A 17034-nucleotide genomic window follows, 5' to 3' on the forward strand; every position below is an offset into this window, starting at 1 on the left:
TTTTTCTGATTTTGCAGAAATTGACTTTGATTACAACAAGGAGATTATCAAAAGAATTATACTATATTAATTATACCAATTTATGAGTACATTTCAGATTATTGAATCTAATGAACACTACGATGCGATAGTTGTAGGTTCGGGTGCTGGTGGTGGTATGGCTGGTTATATACTTGCTAATGCTGGCTTAAAAGTACTTATGTTAGAAGCAGGACCTTTTTACGACCCTGCAATCGATGCATTGCAATTACGTTGGCCGTGGGAGTCGCCAAGAAGAGGTGCTAGCACCACACGCCCTTTTGGAGATTTTGATGCGGCTTATGGAGGATGGGAACTAGATGGAGAACCTTACAGTAGAGCGGATGGCACTGAGTTTGAATGGTTCAGGGCTAGAATGTTAGGAGGAAGAACAAACCATTGGGGCAGAATCTCTTTACGAATGGGTCCGGATGACTTTCAACCCAAAGATGCTGTTACAGAAGCATGGCCAATTACGTATGATGAAGTGAAGCCTTTTTATGACCGTATAGATCGTATGATAGGTATTTATGGCACCGTAGAAGGCATACCTAATGAACCTGACGGGATATTTTTAAGACCTCCAAAACCACGACTTAATGAACTTTATATCCGAAAAGGAGGTGAAAAAGCAGGTGTACCTGTAATTGCAGGACGAGGCTCGGTACTTACAGAAGCATTACCTGGAGTTAAAGATAGAGGCACGTGTTTCTATTGTGGGCAATGTGGCCGTGCATGTAAGGTTTATGGAGATTTTTCATCATCATCCTGTCTGGTTATTCCGGCTATGAAAACAGGCAACCTAAAGGTTATTGACAATGCAATGGTGCGTGAAGTACTGACAAATGATGAAGGCTTAGCTATTGGCGTTTCATATGTTAACACCAAAGATCTACAGGAATATAGTGTGAAAGCAAAAAAAGTTATCCTGGGAGCTAGCGCTTGCGAAAGTGCAAGATTAATGCTTAATTCAAAATCAACAGCACACCCGAGTGGTATAGGCAATAGTTCAGGTTTGGTAGGGAAATACTTACATGACTCGACTGGGGCTGGAGTAGGTGGTTTTCTTCCTCAACTATTAGATAGAAAAAGATATAACGAAGATGGTGTAGGGAGTGTCCATATTTACTCACCTTGGTGGTTAGATAATAAAAACCTTGACTTCCCACGTGGCTATCACATCGAATATGGTGGCGGAATGCGCATGCCTTCTTATGGTATCTTTGGAGGAACAGCAGAACTCGGAGACAAAATACCGGGAAAAGACGGTAAACCCATGGGAGAACCTGGATATGGAAGCCGACTAAAGGAGCAATATAGACGTTTTTACGGTGCAAACGTGGGGATGGCAGGTCGAGGAACAGCTATAGCAAGAGAAGATAATTATTGTGAAATCGACCCGAACAAAGTAGATAAATTTGGCATTCCTGTATTACGCTTCCATTATAAATGGGCAAATGAGGAAATTCTCCAAGCTAAACATATGCAAGAAACATTTCAATCTATTATGCATGAGATGGGAGCCGTAGTTACTTCAAAAATACATGGAGCTGATACGCTATATGGCTTAGAGGCTCCTGGTAAAATTATTCATGAGGGCGGAACTACCCGAATGGGAAATGATCCTAAAAAATCAGTACTAAACAAATGGGGACAGGCACACGACTGCAAGAACTTATATGTAGTCGATGCAGGGCCATTTGTACAACAAGGAGATAAGAATCTTACATGGACAATTTTAGCTCTTTCGATGCGTACAGCTGAATATATTTTACAGGAAGATAAAAAACTAAATAACTAACCCATGAATAGAAGAGAATCACTAAAAGCGCTTAGCTTACTAGCTGCAGGAACAGGTATTCTGGCAAAATCCTGTGGTCCTGAAAAACAGAAAAACAATATAAACAAAAGTGCAAATATAGGAGATAAACTGCCAGGCGTTCAAGACTTTGAACATGAACGCAACATTGCATTAAAGGAAGAGCAGTTTTTTTCAGAACATGAGATGGCTACAATTACAGTCCTAGTTGATTATATTATTCCAAAAGACGACTTCTCTGGCAGTGCTTCTGAAGCAGGCGTTCCTGACTTTATAGAATTTATTGTTAAAGATATACCTGATTATAAAACACCTATGCGTGGTGGATTAAAATGGATTGATATTCGCTGTCAAAAGAAGTTTGGCAAAGTTTTCGTTAATTGTAAGGATAACCAGCAGATAGCCCTTTTGGATGAAATAGCGTTTCCCTCTAAAAGCCATCCTGAAGTAGAGCAAGGTGTGAATTTTTTCAAAACATTAAGAAATTTAACAGCATCTGGCTTTTATACATCAAAAATTGGCATAGATGATCTTGGATATGTGGGGAATAAACCGGGAGTTTGGTCAGGTGTACCAGAAGATGTATTAAAAGAGCACGGCTTTAGTACTAATGAAGGCTAATCTGTAAAAAACGTACTTATTTTGGAGCGATTGCCTTTTATCTTGAAGTCGAATCGGCTTTACTTATAAACCGATTCAACTTCAATTTCAAACCAGATATAGGGCTTTTTCAATTATTTCTTTTACCTGTAAAAGTTCCTACACGGTGCAAACCTTCATGTGCCGCCAAACCATTAGGATTACAGCCCAATTTACCTTCGGGGACCTCCATGCCTAAACGTTCATAAAAACGTACCCAATACGTATCAGGCAAGCCCGTATCTGGATTTATAAACGTCATAGGCTCTAATTCAAATAGATTGACATGTCTATAAGATTGCTCTACAAAATCTGAACAGTAATAAGAGCTATCATTAACTACATACGATAGATTATAAGGCTTACCTAACATGTTCTTTGCACGATTAATTGCTTCAGGAACCGAATATTGTAAAGTATCATGCACCCTATAGATGACAAAGGACGTTTTATCAGTATAATCTTTTTTAAGTAGACTATCTAAAGGTTCACGGATAGAGCCACGAAAGGCACTCGCATGTAATGCATAGATAGTTCCGCCGTCGACTTCAAGCATGCCCACATGATCAAATGCTGCTTCTTCGTTTTGTTGTGTAACTCTATTAATAGCGCCAGAAAGCCCCATGCGTTGGTTTACGACAAAAAACATATCTCCAGACTGTATAGAAACACCTTGATATTCAATAGGGCTCTGAGCAAAAGCGGCTAATACATTATAAAATACAAAAACGAATAATAGTAAGTTTCTCATAGTCCACAAAGATAGAATGAATTTTAAATAAAATCGGCCAAGGACTCACCAACTAGGAAGTAATGCTATATTAATTTTTCAACAATAAGTGTAAATCAATGTTAAAAATCACACAATTTACAACCTACACACTAGAACTATGCACTCAAAAAGCTTTGAACTCCTAGACTATAGCTATTCAGTCCGAAACCACAGATTACACCTGTACAGTGTGCAGCTAAATAAGAATGATGGCGGAATGATTCGCGCTTATGAACATTCGAAATATGAACTTCTACGACGGGAGTATCAATTGCAGAAATTGCATCTCCTATAGCTACTGAGGTATGTGTATATGCTCCTGCATTGAGCACGATTCCATCATAAGAAAACCCTACCTCATGTATTTTATCTATAATTTCACCTTCATGATTACTCTGAAAATATTCTAAGTTTACATGATTATAGTTTTCTTTTAGCGTTTCAAAGAATTTAACAAAACTTTGATTACCGTATATACTAGGCTCACGAACCCCAAGCAAATTAAGGTTTGGCCCATTAATTATTATAATTTTCTTCATCGACATACACTTATTTTTCTAAATATAGTTATTGCACTACATATCTGCATAAAAGTTTCGGAATGAAGAACGCAGCCCGAAAGTAATAATACCAGATTTCTGGGTAGCTGCATTCTCAACCTTATTATAACGTTGCGTATACCCCAATTCGAGACGTAAATTATATTTTGGATTTAAAACATAGGCAGCTTTAGCATCCGCATAATATAGGTCATTTTTAATACCTTGACCTATATAATTGCCGTACACATTAGGTGCTATCCGGTAGGATTGAAAAATATCTCCGCCCATATTTGTTCCATCACTTGGATCTGTTCCATAACGGCTATACATCCCCTGTAGTGAAAAGTCAAAACGTTGCCATGAATAATTGGCTATCAATAAAAATTCTTTAAAATTAGCTCCCCGAGGGTGTGCTAAAGGCTCGCCATGATTACTATAATTAGAACCAGAACTAAAGTGTTGGTAAGTATAAGGTCTAACAACATTAAACTCAGCCAAAAAATTTAAGTTTTTCACTTTAAACATATCAAAGCCTCGAACACCTAGCTGTGTTCCCCATTTATTGTGCATATAACCGTTTCCTGCAAAGAATTCTTTTGCTGTAAACTCACCTAACAAGAACTGTCCATATGCTGTTAAATTGTTCAACACCTTATACTTTGCATTCAGTCCCAAAAACATCTTATCAGGTGATGATGAATTATTGGACTCTACCGGACGTAGGAAAATAGCGGGGTTTAAATAGTTAAAATCAAATCCACGCTTGCCGGCCTCATCCTGGTTCGCCCAAACAACTGCTTGAAAAAAACCTACCGAAAGACGATTAGTGGCGTTATAATCTAAATATTGAAAGGCACCCCATTTTGCCCCATCACCATACCGATCAGCATTTCCCAAAGAATCTACTCTTGGATTCCGAGGGTCGTTCATATATGCCCAAATAGATGTATACTGTACATTACCGATCGTACCCGTTAATTTCAATTGGGTATAATTAGAAGAAAAGTCTGATAATAGTAAAGAACGGTAACCGTCACCGATATGATTTTTATCATAGGCTATTGTTGCCTGAAAATACTTACTAAAATCGTAGGTTAGATTTGCCGTTGCATACATCCAATCTTTTTCATTACTGGTTTTATTTTTAGTGGTCCCCTGCCCTGGTACTACTTTACTCCCATCAATATAATCTGTAAGATAATCAGCAAAAACTCCTTGATTTTCATAAAAGCTTGTGTAAAAACTCAATTTATCATTTACTGTCAATCCCATTTGAATACCCCGAGTATTTAGCCACGTTTTGCGCTTATCTGCCCCCATTAGATCTTTACCTATTAGAAAATCAGGCATAACGTCCAAATAAAAAGTGTGATCCTCTTTATTTACCTCCAACAAGTGTTCGTTAAATATTTTACGCATAAACCAATTTTCCGAACTTGTAGGGTTTAAAGCCTGAATGGAATCTAACTTATGAACAAGTTCACCACGAAGTAAACTTGGCTTGGAAGCTGTATGATACCGAGTCTGTGGAGAGTACAAAGTTTCACTCAACTTTTGAGTTTGCTGAAAAGAATAAGGAACATTCTTAATCTGAGCATAACTATGTTCTATATTAAAAAACACAAAGAAAATAAGGAATAGAGAAAAGTAATTACGCTTCATAGAAATGTGTCTGAGATAATTCATTACATACTGTAAAACCTTCACATGAAGATTGTCCGCACAAAGGTAATAAAATGTTTATATCATTTTAATATAGCTTTTTTAAATATAAAAATCTAGCACTCTAGATGTAAAGTTACTGGGCTATCATGATATGCAAGGATATTATTATATACCCCCTCATTTCAACAGCAACGCAAAATGATCTAGAGACATAGCAATTAACATTCGCACATAAAAAATAGTTTATTTATTTTTATACTTTAAATAACTTAAGAAAGATCATCTTTGTTGAAGTAATGGAATAAAAAGACATGGCAAGTAATAAAAAGATAGGTCCAATCGGCATTTTCGACTCAGGTTTTGGTGGGTTAACGATTTTCAAAGAGATAAAAAAAACATTGCCACAATATGATTATATCTATTTGGGTGACAACGCACGCATACCCTACGGGCCCCGATCTTTTGACACAGTGTATAGATTCACAAAAGAATGTGTATTCAAACTTTTTGAACTTGGATGTAACCTTGTTATTTTAGCTTGCAATACAGCTTCTGCTAAAGCCCTACGTACTATACAGCAAAACGATCTTCCTGAGGGGAAAAAAGTACTAGGCATTATTAGGCCAACAACGGAAGCTATCAATCTTTTTACAAAAAATAATAAGATAGGCATTTTAGCCACACAAGGCACAGTCTTTTCAAACTCCTACAAACTAGAAATAAACAAATTTCATCCCGAAATAGAAGTTTACCAACAGGCATGTCCATTGTGGGTGCCATTAGTTGAAAATAACGAGATTGACACTCCTGCAGCAGATTACCTGGTCAAAAAGGATATAGATGCTCTTCTTAGGTTGGAACCTGAAATCGACACAATCGTATTAGCCTGTACACATTACCCCTTGCTACTTCCTGTCATAAAAAAATTCACTCCTAAAAATATTTCTCTATTTTCTCAAGGAAAATTAATAGCAGACAGCTTAACAGAATACCTTACAAGGCACCCTGAAATTGAAGAAAAATGTTTAAAAAATGGTGTATCAACATTTTATACTACTGACGATGCAACAGACTTTGAAAAAAAAGCAACCGTGTATTTTGGAGAGGAGTTAAAGGCTTGGCACATTGATGTTAATAATAAATAAAAAAAACTCTTCTCATGGATGGGAAAAGTTTTTTATTTATTTCTATTTAATATGGTTATGAAAAATCGAGCGTATCAAAATCCTCAATTGTCGACAGTTTAATTAGTTTTCTTTTTTTCAATTTTGTCCAGTTTTCTTTGAAAGCCTCTTTTTCTGGATCTTCACTAAGATTTTCTTTGGTAAGTTTCTTTTTCGTCAAAAAATTAATACTTACTTCACTACTTATAGTGGGTCCGTTACTATTACTTTCATCATAACTAATCAATTGAAAATCAAGACCTCTCAGCTTAAAAGCATAAGTAGAATAGCCGTAACGTCCATGAGCAAAGTGAATAAATAATTTACCTTCTTCTACACTTACAGACATTTCTGGCGAATAATAAACACCTCCATCTTTGTTTTCTGAAGAAAAACATGAATAATTTTTAACGATAGGAACATATGTCCCCTTGTTATTCAAAACAACAATTATTCCTTGACGGTTTCGATCTATACGATTGCCGTCTTCATTTTTAAAGATATTATTTTGATCTGTGTTTTTTACAATAAGGAGGTAATCATCCAGTCCATTATTATTTATATCTCCTTTGATTGTCTCAGTAATGACATATCCTTTTGGTAAAAGATCTTTAAAACTTTCATTATTATCAACCTGTGCATATATTCTCGTTGCAGAAATTAAAAATAAAAAAAGCAATATTTTCTTCATAATGTAGAATATTTATAAATAAAACAGACAAATAGCTTACTTAAATATTTATGCACTCAGAGCGATAGCATAGAGTTTCATCTGCTTCACCATGGATAACAAGCCATTGGCACGTGTAGGTGAAAGGTGCTCTTTTAACCCGATTTTATCAATAAAATATAAGTCTGCTGAAGCAATCTCTTTAGGGGTATGACCTGAAAGGACCTTCACCATTAAACTAACCAGCCCTTTTGTGATAATAGCATCACTATCGGCGGTAAAATCAATCTTACCTTCATTCATATTAGGATATAACCATACACGTGATTGACAACCCTTGATAATATACTCTTCGGTTTTATAACTGTCATGGATTAATGGTAACTCTTTACCCAACTGAATGATGTATTCATATTTTTCCATCCAATCTGTGTAAAAAGCAAAATCTTCTATTAATTCGTCTTGTTTTTCGTTAATCGTCATTTTTATTCTATTTTGCTATCATTCGTTCGTCAGCTATTAAAGAAGCATATCCGCAGCTCTATTTAAACCAGCAACCAAAACATCCACATCTTCTTTTGTGTTATACACAGCTAATGAAGCCCGCACTGTTCCAGGTATACCAAACTGATCCATGACAGGTTGAGCACAATGGTGTCCTGTACGTACAGCTATGCCCAGTTTATCTAATATAACGCCTATATCATAGGGATGTGTTCCGTCGATAAGGAAAGAAATCACAGATGATTTTTCTTTTGCAGTACCTATAAAACGAATAGATTTAACTTTTGACAACTCTTGAATAGCATAAGCTAATAATTCATCTTCATGACGCTTAATAGCTTCCAAACCTAGCTCATTAATATAATCTATCGCATTTGCCAATGCTATACCCGCCTCTATATTAGGAGTACCGGCCTCAAATTTAAAAGGCAGTTCATTATAAGTTGTTTTCTCTAAAGTGACCTCTTTAATCATATCCCCCCCACCTTGATAAGGAGGCATGTTATTTAAAAAATTCTCTTTCCCATACAATACCCCCACACCTGTCGGTCCGTACATTTTATGCCCTGAAAAAGCAAAAAAATCAACATTTAACTCCTGTACATCAACTTTCAAATGCTGCACAGCCTGAGCTCCGTCTAGTAGCACAGGCACTTCATGCTGATGCGCAATAGCAATCATTTCTTTAACAGGATTAATCGTCCCTAGCGCATTAGAAACATACGTAAAACTGACCAATTTTGTTCGTTCAGAAAAAAGAGTTTTATAAGTTTCCACATCAAGATCACCTTCTGCAGTCATGGGAATAATGCGCAATTTACACCCTTTTTCATCACACAACATCTGCCAAGGCACAATATTCGAATGATGTTCCATAGCAGAAATAATAATCTCATCGTCTTTACCTATGAAAGCACGTCCGTAACAAGAAGCAATTATATTAATAGACTCTGTTGTACCTTTCGTAATGATAACTTCATGTTCGTGCTCTGCATTGATAAATTCCTTGACCTTACGCCTAGTCACTTCAAATGCATCTGTGGATATTTGACTTAAGTAATGAACGCCACGATGAACATTACTATTCATCTCTTCATAATAATGTATTATTGCATCAATAACCTGTTTAGGTTTTTGTGTGGTTGCTCCGTTATCTAAATAAACTAATGGTTTACCATTTACTTCCCGTTTTAATATTGGAAAATCGGATCTAACTTTATTTATATCTATTTTTTTCAATTCTGTACTTCCCATAATGATATACAAAGTTAACATATATAGCTCTAAATTAGGTCAACACAATGTATATTCTTTTTGTATTAAATAGAAAAACTAAAATTTAATTTCGTGATTTCTCGACAATAAAAACCATTTTTTTACAAAGCTAATTAACTATATTTGTATTAGTTATGCAAGATTTACCACTAAATATCCCCGAAGGATCAAGAAAAGAAGTTATGACCTACCTCGAGCCTTTCATGTTAAATGAGATGAACGAGTACTTAAAACCTGTTGAAGAAATGTGGCAACCGGCAGATTTCTTACCGGATGCTTCTCGTGACACCTTTTTTGAAGAAATTAGAGATTTACAAGACAGTGCACAAGAGCTTCCTTACGACCTCGTCGCTGTACTTATTGGTGACACAATAACTGAGGAGGCTTTACCTACCTATGAATCCTGGTTAACGATGGTTGATGATGTTCAGAAAAATGAACAAGGAGGATGGATGAAATGGGTACGCGCTTGGACTGCAGAAGAAAATCGTCACGGTGATTTATTAAATAAATACCTGTATTTATCAGGACGAGTGGATATGAAACAATTTGAAATATCTACTCAATACCTAATAAAAGATGGCTTCGACATTGGAACAGGTGCAGACCCATATCGAAATTTTATTTACACCTCCTTTCAGGAAATCGCGACCAATATATCGCATAGACGTGTAGCAGGAATGGCAAAAAAATCAGGTGATAAGTTATTAGCTAAAATGTGTGGTGTCATTGCTGCAGATGAAGCTAGACATGCTAAAGCATATATGTCATTTATAGCGCAAGCGATAAAAGTTGACGCCAATGAAGTATTGCTCGCTTTTGAAGATATGATGCGTAAAAAGATTGTTATGCCTGCTCATTTTTTAAGAGAATCCGGAGAACCGCAAGGAGAAGCTTTCGCTCATTTTTCTGATGCTGCTCAACGTTTGGAAGTTTATACAGCATTAGATTATATCGATATCTTAAAAACACTCAACGCCGACTGGGCTATAGATAAAATATCTGCACTAAACGAAAAAGGAGAAAAAGCACGAGATTATCTTATGAAATTACCCGATCGGCTTACACGTTTAGCCGATCGAATAAAGGTACCCGAAATACAGTATAAATTTAAATGGATTTATGGATAAATGTATTTCATACTCCAGTATAAGCCCAATGTAAAAAGCTTATACAAGCTAAACTGTATTAAAAACTGAAAAAATAATACGCTGAGTTTTCGATATCACTTTACAGAAAAGGTGAAATTCTTAATGAGTTTCACCTTTTTTTTAAACATTTAGGAAGACTAAAATTCATGTAATAATTTCTTTTAACCTTATTGTATCGAAATTTGCAGATAATTAAAGACCTTTTTCCCAGATACTGTTAGCATTAAAAAATCTTACATCCATATTAATATAATAAACGACACATGACATATTTATTATCCCATTGATAAATAAAAGAATAATTCTTAATTTTGTTGTCATACTAATAATTGTTATGCAAATAGAAAAATATTCACAGTATTCTTTCATACTCGACCGAACAGCGAAACGTGTTAAACAATATGCCCAAGCAGCTTTCGTTCAAAACAACTTTGATATCACTATTGACCAATGGTCTGTTATAAAATTATTGTATCAAGAAGATCCGATGACACATAAAGAGTTATCGGAGCGCTCTGGAAAAGATCAGCCTACCCTTACAAGGATTATTGATAACATTATCAAAAAAGATTTAGTAAAACGTGTGGAACATCCCAGCGATCGAAGATGTTTGCAGATACGTTTAACAGAATCAGGCCGCAAAAAAGTTGAAGAATTTTCTCCTAACATTGCAGCTATACGAATGAAAGCTTGGGAAAATCTTTCCGACGATGATTTCTCAAATTTTACACGCATACTAGACACTATATATAATAATTTAAGTGAATAAATAAATTTCAAAAACTGAAGTCAATAATATTATGATCACAACAGATATATGTATCATTGGAGCAGGCCCCGTCGGGCTATTTGCTGTATTTGAAGCAGGCTTATTAAAAATGCGCTGTCATTTAATTGATGTCCTCCCACAAGTTGGCGGGCAACTATCGGAAATATATCCGCATAAACCTATATATGACATCCCGGGCTACCCTACTGTAAAAGCACAGGAATTAATCGACAAACAAATGGAGCAAATAGCACCATTTAGTCCAACTTTCACACTGGGTGAACGGGTGGAAGAATTGCAAAAACAAGATGACGGTTCTTATCATGTGATTGGCTCCGAAGGTACAACCATACATTGCCAAGTAGTTGTTATCGCTGGAGGTTTAGGCTGTTTTGAACCCCGTAAACCAGATCTTAGTGGGTTAGAAAAGTTTGAAAAAAATAACGTGCACTATATGGTCAGAAACCCTGAACACTTTCGAGACAAGAAAATTGTTATTGCAGGCGGAGGGGATTCAGCGTTGGACTGGACCGTCTTCTTGGCAGACATCGCTAAAGAGTTAACGCTGGTGCACCGTAGCGACTCTTTCCGTGGAGCACCAGACTCTGCAGATAAAGTCTATCAATTAGCTAAAGATGGAAAAATCAACCTATTATTATCACATAATTTAGTTGAACTCCAAGGTAATGGTAGCCTCCAAAGTATACACATGACCAACAAACAGAAAGAAGACGTTATTGTAAATACTGAATATTTCATTCCGTTATATGGACTTAGTCCAAAATTAGGTCCTATTGGAAACTGGGGATTAAACATTGACAAAAATGCCATTGAAGTCAATACATTTGATTACTCTACAAATGTGGAACGAATTTATGCTATTGGAGACATCAATACATATCCAGGTAAATTAAAGCTTATTTTATGCGGCTATCATGAAGCAGCACTCATGTGTCAAAGTGCTTTTAAATATGTGTACCCAGATCAAAAGCTTAGTTTTAAATATACAACCGTTAACGGAGTAAATGCATTTTAATGGAAAATTTGATTACAATTTCAGTTGAAGATAGAGATGGTAGCATCAGGGATATTGAAGTACCTACAGACATCAATTTAAATTTGATGGAAATACTAAAAGCTTCCGAGTATGAAGTGTTAGCAACATGCGGAGGTATGGCCTTATGCGCTACTTGTCATGTAGAAATAATAAATGGTGCCGACAGTCTAACAGAGATCAGTGACCAAGAACTGGATATGCTTGACACCCTTCCTGATGCTGATGACAATAGCCGCCTCGCCTGTCAGCTACATCTAAGCCAAGATAATGAAGGATTAACTCTAAAAATCAAAGGGGCTTTACAATAATCCCACTCTTCAAATACAATATTATTGGTATCCTTCACTCCAGAAGAGATGCCAATAATAACTTGCCTTTCTTCAAAATTAGTATGTTCGTTTTTATGTTTCTATCTTTGAAGTTAAACTATTAATATTTACATTTTTTTGGCCTGCATCAATAACAGATCCAAATATTGATACTACTTTTTTATTACTATGGAAAATAAAGCTATAGCTCAATCATTTAAATTGTACAGCCAGTTAATGGATCTACATAAAGAAAATCCTTTTCGCACAAAAGCTATGGCCTCTGCGGCATTCAAAATCGACAAACTTCCTTTTGCAGCTACCACATTATCTTTTGATGAATTAAGTGAACAGCCCGGAATAGGAAAAAGTACAGCAGAAAAAATAATCAGCTTAATACAAACTGGTTCTTTTACGGATTTAGATAAATTGATTTCTAAGACTCCGGAAGGTATTCTAGAAATGCTACAAATAAAAGGTTTAGGTCCAAAAAAAATCCAAACAATATGGCATGACCTCGAAATAGAATCCGTTGGAGAGTTACTCTATGCTTGCAATGAGAACCGTCTAATTGAAGCAAAGGGTTTTGGACTAAAAACACAAGAAGACATTCGTAAAGCTATAGAATTTAACAAAGCTCATAAAGGTGTTTTCCTATATGCGAAAGTAGAAAAAATAGCCCAACCATTATATAATAAGCTACTTAGCACTTTCACAGAAGAGCTAAGCTCCCCAACAGGAGAATACAGACGCAAGACAGAAATCATTAATTCTTTAGAACTTATCACTACTGCAAATTTAACCGAGGTACAAAAACTGATTGAAAGCGTTAAAGAATATGAGAACGTAGAAGTTGCCGAGAACAAAATAAATTTCACTACTGATACAGGTCTAAAATGTAATATCAGGAAAACAACAAAAGATCGCTTCGCTCTTGATCTTCTTTTAAGCACAGGTAGCATTGAACATGTTACAGCATTACAAGCTATAGAAAAAGAGTTACCAGCTTTAAGTACAGAGCATGAAATATACAATAGCTTAGGCTTAGCTTATATAGAGCCCGAATTGCGCGAAGGTCTTGCTGAGATAAATTGGGCAAAAAACAACCTACTACCAGAACTTATAACGTACCAAGACCTAAGAGGAAGCTTACACAATCACTCAACTTACAGCGATGGTGTACACACGTTAAAGGAGATGGCTCTATACTGCAAAAACGAACTAAACTTAGAGTATTTAGGAATTTGCGACCACTCGAAAACAGCGGTTTATGCAGGCGGACTTACTGTCGAAGATCTCCAAAAACAATGGCAAGAAATTGATAATTTAAATAAAGAATTAGCACCTTTTAAAATCTTTAAGGGAATTGAGTCAGACATTCTAGGTGATGGTTCTTTAGATTATCCTGAAGAAATTCTAAAAGAGTTTGACTTTGTTGTAGCTTCAGTTCACAGCAATTTAAAAATGGATGAAAAAAAAGCCACTGAAAGACTTCTAAAAGCTATTGAAAACCCATACACAACCATATTGGGACACCCAACAGGACGTTTATTATTAAGTAGAGCCGGGTACGCACTAGACTTTAGACGAATTATAGATGCATGTGCCGCACATAATGTCGTTATTGAGATAAATGCTAATCCATTACGTTTGGATCTAGACTGGCGTTGGCATCAGTATGCTTTGGAGAAAGGTGTTTTATTATCCATCAACCCAGACGCACACCGGACAGAAGGATTGCTGGATATGCATTACGGCATACATGTAGCTAGAAAAGGTGGTTTAACAGCAAACAAATGCTTAAACACTTTCTCCATAGAAAAGCTACAACAATATTTTGAAAGTAAAAAAGCAGCGTCAATATAACGACACTGCTTTTTTTATTATTATCTATAATAAGTTATAAACTATAACCTTTATTTTTTATAATATTTCATTGCTTCGGGGATCAAAGCTTTAAGATCGTTAACGCGTCTTGCATCGTTCGGATGAGTACTTAAAAATTCTGGTGTAGAACTTGCCGATTTTGCAGAAGCCATTCTTTCCCAAAATGCAACAGCACTCTGCGGATTGTAACCTGCCATTGCCATAAACATTAACCCCAACTGATCAGCCTCAGTCTCATTACCCCTAGAATGTTTTAATGTTGCCAACTGTCCTCCAATACCGTACGCATTACTTACTAAGCCTTGCACTAAAGCACTTTTTCCTGCCGTTGAAGCACCTAGGACCTGAGCTCCAATTTGTAAAGCATACTGATTAGACATCTGCTCCATAGAGTGACGCGCTATCGCATGAGCTATTTCATGCCCCATGACAGTCGCAAGCCCTTCCTCTGTCACAGTAAAAGGTAGTATCCCTGTAAAAATAGCAACCTTTCCCCCTGGCATACACCAAGCATTAACATCAGGGCTTTCTACAAGGTTAAATTCCCAATTAAAATTATAATCTTGCTCTAAACCTTGGGTTTTCAGATATTGGTTAACAGATGCCGCTATGCGATTGCCTACTTTTTTTACCATTGCCGCATCAGCAGTGCCTGTGATAACTTTAGTATTTGCTGAATTCAAAAAAGACTTGTAAGAATTAGCTGCTTGTTTCTGAATTTGATCGTCACTTACTAAAGACAATTGACGACGTCCAGAAAGAGGAACAGTGGAACAAGATCCTAATACGGCCAATACCATCAAAAAAGCTGTGTATTTAAATACTTTTTTCATACGTGTATAATCTATTTTTTTTAATCTCTCCTATGAAATACTCTGAGTTGCTTGACTTCGTTAAACCTAAATATTTCAATTATACAATAAAATGCATCTTCCAATCAGGGAATACAAAAATACGAAATCTATGGATTATTTCTCTTACCAAATAAGTAGATCTTAGACTCATGACCTTTTAAAAGACGCTCAATATTCTTTTGATGCGTTACTAAAATGAGTGCACAAATAGCAATACCATATAACAGAACAGATGGGACTGAAGTATGAAAAACAAAAGCAACACTAAAAGGAAAAGTAAAACCTGCCATGATGGAACTCAAAGATACATAGTGGGTAAATATTAAAATCAATAAAAAAACAGTTACACAAAGTAAGGCTGCCCCTGGGTGTATGGCCAAGACCATACCAAACAATGTAGCCACACCTTTACCACCTCTAAAACCTGCAAAAACAGGAAACAAATGCCCTAATACAGCAATAACCCCTAATGCTAGTTGAAAATTGACAAATTGCACAGAATTAGGTATTCCCACTAAACCAGAATCCAGTAAGTAAGGTAAATTAGTTGCAGTCCAGCCCTTCAATATATCAACAAACATCACAATAGAACCCGCTTTTTTACCCAGGACTCTAAATGTATTAGTAGCTCCTGCATTACCACTTCCATATTCTCGAACGTCTACTCCATAAAAGGCGCCACCAAACCAAACAGCCGAAGGGATGGAACCAAATAGATAAGCTAAAATGACAATTCCGACTAAATAAATTGAAATCATATGTTTATTTAAGCTCCTTAAATATAACTAAAGTATCCTAGCTTTTAAGCTTAAATCTAGACTTTTAACAGAGTGCGTCAAAGCACCGACAGAAATAAAATCAACACCAGTTAAAGCATACGCACGTATTGTATCTAATGTAATACCACCCGAAGCTTCAGTAACTAAGCGTCCATCAATCAAATCTACAGCCTGTTTAACATCTGCAGGTGTGAAATTATCTAACATCACACGGTCGACATTTCCATTCATTAAAACCGCATCAAGTTCTTCGAAATTTCTAACTTCGATCTCAACTGGAATTTCTAATCCTTTTTTTCTTTTATAATCCTGTACACTGCTTAAGGCTTCAGCGATCCCTCCTGCATAATCAACGTGATTATCCTTAATCAAAATCATATCAAACAGTCCAAAACGATGATTAGATCCTCCACCTATAAGTACTGCTTCTTTCTCTAAAAACCGTAAAAGAGGTGTCGTTTTTCTTGTATCTAAGACCTTTGCTTTAGTACCTTCTACACAGTCCATATAAACAGATGTCCGCGTAGCTATACCAGACATTCGCTGCATGACATTTAACACAAGACGCTCTGATTTCAATATACTATGTACTTTTCCTTTGATACGCATAGCTATATTACCAGGTAGTACTTTTGCTCCATCTTCTATGAGAATCTCGACGACTAAAGAACTATCAATAATACGTAATATTTCCTCTCCCACCGACACACCTGCCAACACCCCAGCTTCTTTTACTAAAAGCTCGGCCTCTCCCTCAGTATTTTCAATTATAGTAGCCAATGAGGTATGATCACCATCCCTAACATCCTCCTCCAAAGCCAATTCTACAAATCTCTTCAGTTTACTTAACTCAACTGCCATCTCACATTATTTTTAAATATAAAGCGAAGATGTATAAAATATATTTTAATATAAAATCAATTGCCATTTTTTATCTCCTATTTTTATAGTCTTATCTTTTATTTACATGTTTTTCAACTAAAAAATTTTAAACATACAACATCCAAGAATCCATATAAAAAATACACTTCTTCCTCAATACTATAAATATTCTAAAATACTCATATTTGGAAGACACCAAGGCCAATGAATTAGAAAATGGGGATTCTATATAATAGTTAAAATCAAATCGAGCTTACACGCTCATGAAATAATTCTACAC

17 protein-coding genes are annotated in these 17034 nt (G+C 36.0%); 8 read left to right on the forward strand and 9 right to left on the reverse strand.

Annotated elements, in window-relative coordinates; translation table 11 throughout:
• The first annotated feature begins 82 nt into the window (after positions 1-82).
• Positions 83-1819 carry a GMC oxidoreductase gene (locus tag ORI89_RS08405; RefSeq protein ID WP_268230017.1) on the forward strand — a complete coding sequence of 579 codons (1737 nt, stop codon included), beginning with the start codon at positions 83-85 and terminating at the stop codon, positions 1817-1819.
• A 3-nt stretch (positions 1820-1822) separates the two neighbouring features.
• Positions 1823-2458 (forward strand): gluconate 2-dehydrogenase subunit 3 family protein, encoded by a 636-nt coding sequence (locus ORI89_RS08410; RefSeq protein ID WP_268230018.1) that lies wholly within the window; start codon positions 1823-1825, stop codon positions 2456-2458.
• A 109-nt stretch (positions 2459-2567) separates the two neighbouring features.
• Here ORI89_RS08410 and ORI89_RS08415 read toward each other — a convergent pair whose 3' ends face one another.
• The 3 genes from ORI89_RS08415 to ORI89_RS08425 all read right to left on the reverse strand — a co-directional run bounded on the left by ORI89_RS08415 (position 2568) and on the right by ORI89_RS08425 (position 5452).
• Positions 2568-3227: a YiiX/YebB-like N1pC/P60 family cysteine hydrolase gene (locus ORI89_RS08415; RefSeq protein WP_268230019.1), complete on the reverse strand. Its 660-nt coding sequence runs from the start codon at positions 3225-3227 to the stop codon at positions 2568-2570.
• Between the two features lie 137 nt (positions 3228-3364).
• Positions 3365-3787 carry a type II 3-dehydroquinate dehydratase gene (aroQ, locus tag ORI89_RS08420; protein ID WP_268230020.1) on the reverse strand — a complete coding sequence of 141 codons (423 nt, stop codon included), beginning with the start codon at positions 3785-3787 and terminating at the stop codon, positions 3365-3367.
• A gap of 36 nt (positions 3788-3823) precedes the next feature.
• Positions 3824-5452 (reverse strand): gliding motility protein RemB, encoded by a 1629-nt coding sequence (locus tag ORI89_RS08425; protein WP_268230021.1) that lies wholly within the window; start codon positions 5450-5452, stop codon positions 3824-3826.
• 314 nt (positions 5453-5766) lie between these two features.
• Between ORI89_RS08425 and murI the strand changes: the two genes are divergently transcribed.
• Positions 5767-6600 (forward strand): glutamate racemase, encoded by an 834-nt coding sequence (gene murI, locus ORI89_RS08430; RefSeq protein ID WP_268230022.1) that lies wholly within the window; start codon positions 5767-5769, stop codon positions 6598-6600.
• Between the two features lie 55 nt (positions 6601-6655).
• Here the strand turns inward: murI and ORI89_RS08435 are convergent, their stop codons facing one another.
• Genes ORI89_RS08435 through ORI89_RS08445 form a run of 3 tightly spaced genes read right to left on the reverse strand, consistent with a single transcriptional unit; the run spans position 6656 to position 9046 of the window.
• Positions 6656-7309 carry a hypothetical protein gene (locus tag ORI89_RS08435; RefSeq protein ID WP_268230023.1) on the reverse strand — a complete coding sequence of 218 codons (654 nt, stop codon included), beginning with the start codon at positions 7307-7309 and terminating at the stop codon, positions 6656-6658.
• Between the two features lie 48 nt (positions 7310-7357).
• Entirely contained in the window at positions 7358-7771 is a 414-nt protein-coding gene (locus ORI89_RS08440) for a SufE family protein (RefSeq protein WP_268230024.1), read from the reverse strand.
• A 36-nt stretch (positions 7772-7807) separates the two neighbouring features.
• Entirely contained in the window at positions 7808-9046 is a 1239-nt protein-coding gene (locus tag ORI89_RS08445; protein ID WP_326494307.1) for an aminotransferase class V-fold PLP-dependent enzyme, read from the reverse strand.
• Positions 9047-9201: 155 nt separating this feature from the next.
• Here ORI89_RS08445 and ORI89_RS08450 point away from each other — a divergent pair, with 155 nt between their 5' ends.
• The 5 genes from ORI89_RS08450 (at position 9202) to ORI89_RS08470 (ending at position 14218) form a co-directional block, all read left to right on the forward strand.
• Positions 9202-10197 carry an acyl-ACP desaturase gene (locus ORI89_RS08450; protein ID WP_268230025.1) on the forward strand — a complete coding sequence of 332 codons (996 nt, stop codon included), beginning with the start codon at positions 9202-9204 and terminating at the stop codon, positions 10195-10197.
• Between the two features lie 355 nt (positions 10198-10552).
• Positions 10553-10987, forward strand: coding sequence for a MarR family winged helix-turn-helix transcriptional regulator (locus ORI89_RS08455; protein ID WP_268230026.1), 435 nt, complete (start codon positions 10553-10555; stop codon positions 10985-10987).
• A 31-nt stretch (positions 10988-11018) separates the two neighbouring features.
• Positions 11019-12023, forward strand: a complete 1005-nt coding sequence (locus ORI89_RS08460) for an NAD(P)/FAD-dependent oxidoreductase (protein ID WP_268230027.1) — start codon at positions 11019-11021, stop codon at positions 12021-12023.
• Positions 12023-12352, forward strand: coding sequence for a 2Fe-2S iron-sulfur cluster-binding protein (locus ORI89_RS08465; RefSeq protein WP_268230028.1), 330 nt, complete (start codon positions 12023-12025; stop codon positions 12350-12352). The genes ORI89_RS08460 and ORI89_RS08465 overlap by 1 nt, the downstream gene beginning before the upstream one ends.
• 189 nt (positions 12353-12541) lie before the next feature.
• On the forward strand, positions 12542-14218 hold the full coding sequence (locus ORI89_RS08470) for a DNA polymerase/3'-5' exonuclease PolX (protein ID WP_268230029.1): 1677 nt from the start codon (positions 12542-12544) through the stop codon (positions 14216-14218).
• A gap of 50 nt (positions 14219-14268) precedes the next feature.
• Here the strand turns inward: ORI89_RS08470 and ORI89_RS08475 are convergent, their stop codons facing one another.
• The 3 genes from ORI89_RS08475 to nadC all read right to left on the reverse strand — a co-directional run bounded on the left by ORI89_RS08475 (position 14269) and on the right by nadC (position 16733).
• Positions 14269-15072: a M48 family metallopeptidase gene (locus tag ORI89_RS08475; protein ID WP_268230030.1), complete on the reverse strand. Its 804-nt coding sequence runs from the start codon at positions 15070-15072 to the stop codon at positions 14269-14271.
• A 128-nt stretch (positions 15073-15200) separates the two neighbouring features.
• On the reverse strand, positions 15201-15851 hold the full coding sequence (gene plsY / locus ORI89_RS08480) for a glycerol-3-phosphate 1-O-acyltransferase PlsY (protein ID WP_268230031.1): 651 nt from the start codon (positions 15849-15851) through the stop codon (positions 15201-15203).
• 27 nt (positions 15852-15878) lie between these two features.
• Positions 15879-16733 carry a carboxylating nicotinate-nucleotide diphosphorylase gene (gene nadC / locus ORI89_RS08485; RefSeq protein ID WP_268230032.1) on the reverse strand — a complete coding sequence of 285 codons (855 nt, stop codon included), beginning with the start codon at positions 16731-16733 and terminating at the stop codon, positions 15879-15881.
• Positions 16734-17034: the final 301 nt, after the last annotated feature.

The sequence above is a fragment of the Sphingobacterium sp. UT-1RO-CII-1 genome (assembly GCF_026711005.1).
In the GTDB taxonomy this organism is placed as follows: domain Bacteria; phylum Bacteroidota; class Bacteroidia; order Sphingobacteriales; family Sphingobacteriaceae; genus Sphingobacterium.

What these genes read in the sequence shown, in the direction of transcription:
- ORI89_RS08440 (WP_268230024.1), bottom strand. Translation starts at nt 7,771, where the DNA reads ATGACGATTAACGAAAAACAAGACGAATTAATAGAAGATTTTGCTTTT.
- ORI89_RS08405 (WP_268230017.1), top strand. Translation starts at nt 83, where the DNA reads ATGAGTACATTTCAGATTATTGAATCTAATGAACACTACGATGCGATA.
- ORI89_RS08450 (WP_268230025.1), top strand. Translation starts at nt 9,202, where the DNA reads ATGCAAGATTTACCACTAAATATCCCCGAAGGATCAAGAAAAGAAGTT.
- ORI89_RS08455 (WP_268230026.1), top strand. Translation starts at nt 10,553, where the DNA reads ATGCAAATAGAAAAATATTCACAGTATTCTTTCATACTCGACCGAACA.
- ORI89_RS08465 (WP_268230028.1), top strand. Translation starts at nt 12,023, where the DNA reads ATGGAAAATTTGATTACAATTTCAGTTGAAGATAGAGATGGTAGCATC.
- ORI89_RS08435 (WP_268230023.1), bottom strand. Translation starts at nt 7,309, where the DNA reads ATGAAGAAAATATTGCTTTTTTTATTTTTAATTTCTGCAACGAGAATA.
- ORI89_RS08445 (WP_326494307.1), bottom strand. Translation starts at nt 9,046, where the DNA reads ATGGGAAGTACAGAATTGAAAAAAATAGATATAAATAAAGTTAGATCC.
- plsY (WP_268230031.1), bottom strand. Translation starts at nt 15,851, where the DNA reads ATGATTTCAATTTATTTAGTCGGAATTGTCATTTTAGCTTATCTATTT.
- ORI89_RS08415 (WP_268230019.1), bottom strand. Translation starts at nt 3,227, where the DNA reads ATGAGAAACTTACTATTATTCGTTTTTGTATTTTATAATGTATTAGCC.
- ORI89_RS08410 (WP_268230018.1), top strand. Translation starts at nt 1,823, where the DNA reads ATGAATAGAAGAGAATCACTAAAAGCGCTTAGCTTACTAGCTGCAGGA.
- ORI89_RS08470 (WP_268230029.1), top strand. Translation starts at nt 12,542, where the DNA reads ATGGAAAATAAAGCTATAGCTCAATCATTTAAATTGTACAGCCAGTTA.
- aroQ (WP_268230020.1), bottom strand. Translation starts at nt 3,787, where the DNA reads ATGAAGAAAATTATAATAATTAATGGGCCAAACCTTAATTTGCTTGGG.
- nadC (WP_268230032.1), bottom strand. Translation starts at nt 16,733, where the DNA reads ATGGCAGTTGAGTTAAGTAAACTGAAGAGATTTGTAGAATTGGCTTTG.
- ORI89_RS08425 (WP_268230021.1), bottom strand. Translation starts at nt 5,452, where the DNA reads ATGAAGCGTAATTACTTTTCTCTATTCCTTATTTTCTTTGTGTTTTTT.
- ORI89_RS08460 (WP_268230027.1), top strand. Translation starts at nt 11,019, where the DNA reads ATGATCACAACAGATATATGTATCATTGGAGCAGGCCCCGTCGGGCTA.
- ORI89_RS08475 (WP_268230030.1), bottom strand. Translation starts at nt 15,072, where the DNA reads ATGAAAAAAGTATTTAAATACACAGCTTTTTTGATGGTATTGGCCGTA.
- murI (WP_268230022.1), top strand. Translation starts at nt 5,767, where the DNA reads ATGGCAAGTAATAAAAAGATAGGTCCAATCGGCATTTTCGACTCAGGT.